We start from the raw sequence: 6750 nt of genomic DNA on the forward strand, positions 1-6750 counted from the left end.
TCCTTGGGTTCGTCCTGGCTTGGTCGGGCTGGGTCCGGGGCCTTGTGCAGGGCCTGGTCCGGTCGGTTCGGGGTGTCGCGCCGCCGGGCAACAGCGGCCGATGGCGCGGGATAGCGATCCGGCCACTGTAGCGAGCCCGGCGCTCCCTAAAAATATACGGTTGTGAAATGCTCGCCTTACCGTACTGATTTTGCGGCTCGAACCGTACAGGTCAATCCCAGTCCCGGCGCCGCGGCATCATCGCGATGCGCCCGTATCCGCCGGAAGCATGCGGCATCGCGGCATGGCCGGGGTGGCCGGCAGCGCCCCTCGCCGCGCTTGAACTGTACAGGCATCCCCCGCACAATGCGGTCGCATGATCCAGCTCGAATTGACCCGCAGCCGCCGCGGCGGCGACACGCTGACCGAACAGATCGTCGCCGGCATCGCGGCGCTGGTCGACCGGCGCGCGCTGCGCCCCGGCATCGCGGTGCCCTCGGTGCGGCGTTTCGCCGCCCAGCATGGCGTCAGCACCTTTACGGTGGCCGAAGCCTACGGCCGGCTGACCGCTCTCGGCTACCTGGCCGCGCGCGCGGGCTCGGGCTATACGGTCGCGCATCGCCAGGCCAGCACCGAGCAGGCGCCGAGCCCACGCTGGGAGACCCCTGCCCTGAACGCCGCGTGGCTGCTGTCGGACGTGTTCGCCGACCATTCGGTGCCGATCAAGGCCGGCGCCGGCTGGCTGCCCGGCGACTGGCTCAACGAGGAAGGGCTGCACCAGGCCATCCGCGCCGCCGCCCGCGTGCCGGCCGGCCAAGTGTCGGGCTACGGCCATCCCTACGGCTTCGCCGCGCTGCGCGAGCACATCGCCACGCGGCTCGCGCAGTACGGCATGCCGATGCAGGCGCAGCAGGTGGTGCTGACGCAGGGCGCGACCCAGGCGCTGGACCTGGTGGTGCGCACGCTGCTGCGCGCCGGCGATACGGTGCTGGTCGAGGACCCGTGCTACTGCAATCTGCTGCAGATCCTGCGACTGGCCGGGCTGAAGGTGGTGGGTGTGCCGCGTGGCGCGGCGGGGCTGGATACGGACGCGCTCGACGCGGCCATCCGCCGGCACGGGCCGCGCGCGCTGTTCGTCAACACGGTGCTGCAGAACCCGACCGGCGGCACGCTGACCAGCATGAACGCGCACCGCGTGCTGCAGCTGGCCGAGCAGCACCGGCTGCTGGTGGTCGAGGACGATATCTATCGCGAGCTGGCTCCCGCCGGCGCGCCGATGCTGGCGGCGATGGACGGGCTGTCGCATGTGGTCTACGTCAACGGCTTCTCGAAGACCATCACGCCGTCGCTGCGGGTCGGCTATCTGGCGGCCAGCCCGGAATTGGCCAAGGCCTTCGCCCGCACCAAGATGGCGGTGGGGCTGACCTCGTCCGAGGTCACCGAGCGGCTGGTCTATGCGGTGCTGACGGGCGGCCACTACGCGCGCCACGTCGACGCGCTGGCCGCGCGGCTGCGCGCGCAGCAGGACCGCGTCACCGAGAAGATGGAGGCGCACGGCCTCGAAGTGCTGCTGCGCCCGGAAGGCGGCATGTTCGCCTGGGCACGGGTACGTGGGGCGCCCGACGGCGCGGCCGCGGCCGCGCAGGGGCTGTCCGGCGGCCAGCTGGCGACGCGCGCGCTGTCGCACGGCGTATGGCTGGCGCCCGGCAGCTATTTCGCGCCGGACGAGACCGATTCGCCGTGGATCCGTTTCAATGTCGCGACCAGCGATGCGCCGGCGCTGTGGGAGTTCATCGATGGCGTGCGCGGCGGCAGCTAGCCGCGCACGCTTTGGCGCCCGGCAGGCCCGGAGCGGCCCCGAAGCGGGTCTCCAAGCAAGCCCCAGGCAGTGGGCCCGGGAGAGGCCGGGACCGGCAGAGTCCGGCCGGGAATGGGCCCGCGGAGAGGCCGGGGCCCGGACGCGCGCGCCCGGAGGCAGCGCTCAGAAGCGGTAACGCACGTAACCGGTGTAGAAGTTGGTACCCGGGTTCGGCCGCTTGATGCTGGCATTCGAGATGTGCTGGAAGCGGAAACCCGCCTCGGCACGCTTCTGCGGACCGAAGGCCACGCCCACGCCGACCATGTCCGAGAACTGGAAGGCGGTGCTGTAGTCGTGCGAGTCCGAGGTCGAGGTGGCGCTCATCAGGCGCAGGCCCACCGACAGCTCGGCGAACGGCACCACGCTCCAGCCGTGCTTCTCGACGCGCAGGATCGGCGAGAAGCCGAGTTCGGTCACGTCGCGGCGGTTGTTGCCGCTGCGCGCGTTCCAGCGCGCCAGTTCGACTTCCCATTGCAGCTTGGCCAGCCAGCCCTGCGGATTGCCGTAGGCGAAGCCCGAATCCCAGTTCAGGCCCACCTCGTACTTGTTCAGGCCGTGGCCGGGGTCGCGGCCGTAGGCCACATGGACGGCGGGGTCGGCCTGGGCGGGCGCCGCGGCGATCAGCGTTGCTGCGGCGCAGCAAAGGGCGGCCGAGCGGCGCAGCGAACGCGCCGTGCGTTCTTGTTGTTGTGTCATGGTCGAGGGGAGAGGAGGAGTTGAAAGATGCCGGCGAAGGCACTGGCACAGTCCGTGCCAGGCAGGAAAGGCCACCCTCATCGGCGCCGCGCGAACGGGCTGGAGGTCAGGCCCAGAGCCGTTCGATCAGCCAACCGGCGGTGGCGCACAAGCCGAGCCACGCCGCCATGCAACCGGCAATGAATCGATAAGTCATCGTACTTTTGGCAAGCAAAGAGCGAAATTACGCAAAATCGTGATCGCGATGATACATGCATTCATGAATGTATGTTAAGCGGCGACAAATCCATTTTGCGCCTGGGGGTAAACGATCGGCCATCCGGGAAACTTGAGGGCGCCGGCTGCTGGCGGTTCCAACCGCGGGTGCCGCCCCAAGCCGCGGCGGCGAGGCCAGACTGCGAGTCCTGACCGGGTCCCGACTGCCACTGCCGACCGGGAGTCGGCGCACTTGCAGCAGGGATTTGCGCCTGCCCACGCATGCATGCTGCTACCCTTGCGGCCATCGAAAAGAGGCCAAGCCATGCATACCCACGATCTCTCCCCCTGGACCCACTCGCATGTCTTCGACCGTGGCAACGCCGCCGGCGAACGCGGTACGCGCCTGGTGCTGCTGCTGACGGCCGCGGCGATGGTGGCGGAGATCGCCGCCGGCTGGTGGTTCGGCTCGATGGCGCTGCTGGCCGACGGCTGGCACATGAGTTCGCACGCGCTGGCGATCGGCCTGTCGGTGTTCGCGTATGCGGCCGCCCGCCGCTTCGCCAACGACCGCCGCTTCGCCTTCGGCACCTGGAAGATCGAGGTGCTGGCCGGCTTCGCCAGCGCGGTCTTCCTGATGGGGGTGGCCGCGCTGATGGGCTTCGCCTCGATCGAGCGGCTGTTCGCCCCGGCGGCGATCCGCTATCCGGAAGCGATGGCGGTCACCTGCCTGGGCCTGCTGGTCAATCTGGCCAGCGCCTGGCTGCTGGGCGGCGCGCACCACCATCACCACGGGCACGGGCACGATCACCACCACCATCACCACGACGATCATCATCACGGCCATCACGGCCACCACCACGGGCACGGCCATGACCACGCGCATGACCACGCGCATGGCCACGCCCATGGCCACGACCTGAACCTGCGTTCGGCCTACCTGCACGTGCTGGCCGACGCCGCCACCTCGGTGCTGGCGCTGCTGGCGCTCGCGGGCGGCTGGTGGCTCGGCTGGAACTGGCTCGATCCGGTGATGGGCATCGTCGGCGCGGTGCTGGTCGGACACTGGGCGCTCGGCCTGATCCGCCAGACCTCCGCGGTGCTGCTCGATCGCGAGATGGACCATCCGGTGGTCGACGAGGTGCGCGAGGTGCTGGCCGGCTTCGACCAGGGCCGCGACGGCACCCGCGTGACCGACCTGCATGTCTGGCGGGTCGGCAAGGACAAGTTCGCCTGCATCGTCGCGCTGGTCACGCACGACCCGACGCTGACGCCGGCGCGCGTGCGTACCGCCCTCGGCGTGCACGAGGAACTGGCGCATGTCACGGTGGAAATCGCGCGCTGCGACGATGGCGCGATGAAGAAGGCCGGCTGAACCACGCCGCTCGCGCCGATTGCATTGGCGCGGGCAGGAAAGCTGGAGGCGGGGGAACGGAATCGAACCGTCGTACACGGCTTTGCAGGCCGTGGCATGCCACTCTGCCACCCCGCCGCTGTCTTGAAGCGGTGCGCTGCGAACAGCGCGGGCCGAAGTGTAGCCCGATTCGCCCGCTCGTGCAGAAGGCCGCCGCATCGCGGCCGAGCCCGAGCCTGAGCCTGAGCCTGAGCTTGAGCCGAGCCCGAGCCCGAGCCAACGTGCGGCCGAGCCGGCCCCCCACCGATCTCTGCTATCGTCTCGGCCAACGTTGAAAGGCCCTCCCCCAGCATGCGACTGCTGCACACCTCGGACTGGCATCTCGGCCAGACCCTGCATCACTACGACCGTACCCACGAACATCAGCACTTCCTCGACTGGCTGCTCGATACGCTGGACGCCGAGGCCACCGACCTGCTGCTGGTCGCCGGCGACATCTTCGACACCGCCAACCCGTCGGCCGCGGCGCAGCGCCAGCTGTACCGCTTCCTGACCGAGGCACGGCGCCGGCGCCCCCATCTGGCGATCGTGATGATCGCCGGCAACCACGACTCGCCGGCGCGGCTGGAGGCCCCGGCGCCCTTCCTCGACTGGTTCGGCGCGGCCTGCGTCGGCCAGGTCCATCGCTTGCCGGACGGCACGATCGACGTGGAGAAGCTGGTGGTGCCCGTGCGCGATGCGGGCGGCCGGATCGCGGCGTGGTGCCTGGCCATCCCGTTCCTGCGCCCCAGCGACGTGCCGCGGGTCGAGGCCGCGCGGGACAACACGGATACCGGCATCCATACCGGCTTCGATACCGGCATCGATACCGAGACCGGCACCGACCCCTACCAGGCCGGCGTCGCCGCGCTCTATCGCAGCGCGCTCGAACTGGCGCTGTCCCGCCGGCAACCCGGCCAGCCCATCGTCGCGCTGGGCCACTGCCATATGCGCGACGGCGAGGTCTCGGAGGACTCCGAACGGCGCATCGTGATCGGCGGCGCCGAAGCGCTGCCGGCCGGCATCTTCGACCCGGCCATCGCCTATGTCGCGCTGGGCCACCTGCATCGGCCGCAGAAGGTCGGCTGCCACGAGCACATCCGCTACAGCGGCAGCCCGCTGCCGATGTCGTTCTCCGAGATCCACTATCCGCACCAGGTCGTCAGCGCCAGGCTCGAGGGCGAGACGCTGGCCGAGTGGCGCGCGATCCCGGTGCCCAGACCCGTCGACCTGATGCGCGTGCCCCTGACGCCCCGGCCGCTCGAACAGGCGCTGGACGCGCTGCGCGCGCTCGACCTGCCGCCGTTTCCCGACGCGCTGCAGCCCTATCTGCAGGTGCGCGTCGCGCTGGACGGCCCCGAGCCGACGCTGCGCGCCAAGGTGGAAGCCGCGCTCGACGGCAAGCCGGTGCGCCTCGCGCGCATCGAGGTCAGCACCGCCGCCGCGGCCGGCGAGGCGCCCGCGCCGATGCTGTCGCTCGACGACCTGAACCGGCTCGACCCGGCCGCGGTGTTCGCCTCGCTGTACCGCGAGCGGCATGGCGCCGAGGCGCCCGCCACGCTGGCGGCCGCGCTGGCCGAACTGCTGCACGCGCCGGACGAGGTGGCAGCGCCATGAAGATCCTCGCCATTCGCGGCCGCAACCTGGCCTCGCTGTCGGGCGAGTTCGCCATCGACCTCACCGCCGAACCGCTGGCCTCGGCCGGCCTGTTCGCGATCTGCGGCCCCACCGGCGCGGGCAAGAGCACGCTGCTCGATGCCCTGTGCCTCGCGCTGTACGACGAGACCCCGCGCGTGGCCCGCGTCGGTGGCCGCGCCACGGTGCTGCCCGACGTCGCGGGCGAGACCATCGGCGCGCACGACACGCGCACGCTGCTGCGCCGCGGCGCCGCCGAGGGCCACGCCGAGGTCGACTTCGTCGGCGGCGACGGGCAGGCCTACCGCGCCCGCTGGAGCGTGCGCCGCGCGCGCTCCAAGGCCGGCGGCAAGCTGCAGCAGACGCAGATGTCGCTGGCGCGGCTGCCCGGCGAGGAGCCGGTCGGCGGCGGGCTGAAGACCGAGGTCCAGGCCGCGATCGTCGAGCGCGTCGGGCTGACCTTCGAGCAGTTCACGCGCGCGGTGCTGCTGGCGCAGAACGAGTTCTTTGCCTTCCTGAAGGCCGGCGACGACGAACGCGCGGCACTTCTGCAGGCGCTGACCGGCACCGGCCGCTTCGAGGCGATTTCGCGGCGCGCCTTCGAACGCAACAAGGCCGAGCAGGAAGCGTTGCGCCAGCTGCGCGAGCAGGCCGCGCAGCACCAGCCGCTGGAAGCCGAGACGCGCGCGCAATACGAACTGCAACGCCAGCAGCAGCACGACGCGGTGACGGCGCTGGACGAACGGCTGCGGCAACACGAGGCGCAGTTGCGCTGGCACGCCGACGCGGCGGAACTCGCCAAGCTCGAACAGCAGGCGATTGAGCAGCATCGGGTGGCCGTCGCCGCGCACGATGCCGCCGCACCGCGGCGAGCCCGGCTGGCGGACGCACATGCGGCCCAGGCCGCGCGGCCGCTGGTGGCCGAGATCGACCGCCTGGCCGCTCAGCGCGAGGCACAGCGCCAGGAACTCGCGCGCGCCGCCGAGGCGCAGGC

The 6750-nt window shown here is 71.0% G+C and carries 5 protein-coding genes and 1 tRNA gene; 4 read left to right on the top strand and 2 right to left on the bottom strand.

The genetic code is table 11. From position 1 onward, the window contains the following. The first annotated feature begins 355 nt into the window (after positions 1 to 355). Complete coding sequence (locus F1599_RS18225) at positions 356 to 1798, top strand: aminotransferase-like domain-containing protein (protein ID WP_150084049.1); 1443 nt, start codon at positions 356 to 358, stop codon at positions 1796 to 1798. Between the two features lie 162 nt (positions 1799 to 1960). Here the strand turns inward: F1599_RS18225 and F1599_RS18230 are convergent, their stop codons facing one another. Continuing rightward, on the bottom strand, positions 1961 to 2533 hold the full coding sequence (locus F1599_RS18230) for an acyloxyacyl hydrolase (RefSeq protein ID WP_150084050.1): 573 nt from the start codon (positions 2531 to 2533) through the stop codon (positions 1961 to 1963). A 520-nt stretch (positions 2534 to 3053) separates the two neighbouring features. On the opposite strand from F1599_RS18230, the gene dmeF reads away from it, so the two are divergent. Continuing rightward, positions 3054 to 4103: a CDF family Co(II)/Ni(II) efflux transporter DmeF gene (gene dmeF / locus F1599_RS18235; protein WP_150084051.1), complete on the top strand. Its 1050-nt coding sequence runs from the start codon at positions 3054 to 3056 to the stop codon at positions 4101 to 4103. A 43-nt stretch (positions 4104 to 4146) separates the two neighbouring features. On the opposite strand, the gene F1599_RS18240 is transcribed toward dmeF, so the two are convergent. Continuing rightward, a tRNA-Cys gene (locus F1599_RS18240) sits at positions 4147 to 4220 on the bottom strand. Between the two features lie 213 nt (positions 4221 to 4433). Between F1599_RS18240 and F1599_RS18245 the strand changes: the two genes are divergently transcribed. Together F1599_RS18245 and F1599_RS18250 are read left to right on the top strand one after the other, a co-directional pair. Next, positions 4434 to 5738 carry an exonuclease SbcCD subunit D C-terminal domain-containing protein gene (locus tag F1599_RS18245; protein WP_150084052.1) on the top strand — a complete coding sequence of 435 codons (1305 nt, stop codon included), beginning with the start codon at positions 4434 to 4436 and terminating at the stop codon, positions 5736 to 5738. Continuing rightward, a partial coding sequence (locus F1599_RS18250; RefSeq protein ID WP_150084053.1) for an AAA family ATPase occupies positions 5735 to 6750 on the top strand: 1016 nt, incomplete at its 3' end. The genes F1599_RS18245 and F1599_RS18250, both read left to right, overlap by 4 nt.

The organism is Cupriavidus cauae (genome assembly GCF_008632125.1).
Lineage (GTDB): Bacteria > Pseudomonadota > Gammaproteobacteria > Burkholderiales > Burkholderiaceae > Cupriavidus > Cupriavidus cauae.

What these genes read in the sequence shown, in the direction of transcription:
- F1599_RS18245 (WP_150084052.1), top strand. Translation starts at nt 4,434, where the DNA reads ATGCGACTGCTGCACACCTCGGACTGGCATCTCGGCCAGACCCTGCAT.
- F1599_RS18225 (WP_150084049.1), top strand. Translation starts at nt 356, where the DNA reads ATGATCCAGCTCGAATTGACCCGCAGCCGCCGCGGCGGCGACACGCTG.
- dmeF (WP_150084051.1), top strand. Translation starts at nt 3,054, where the DNA reads ATGCATACCCACGATCTCTCCCCCTGGACCCACTCGCATGTCTTCGAC.
- F1599_RS18230 (WP_150084050.1), bottom strand. Translation starts at nt 2,533, where the DNA reads ATGACACAACAACAAGAACGCACGGCGCGTTCGCTGCGCCGCTCGGCC.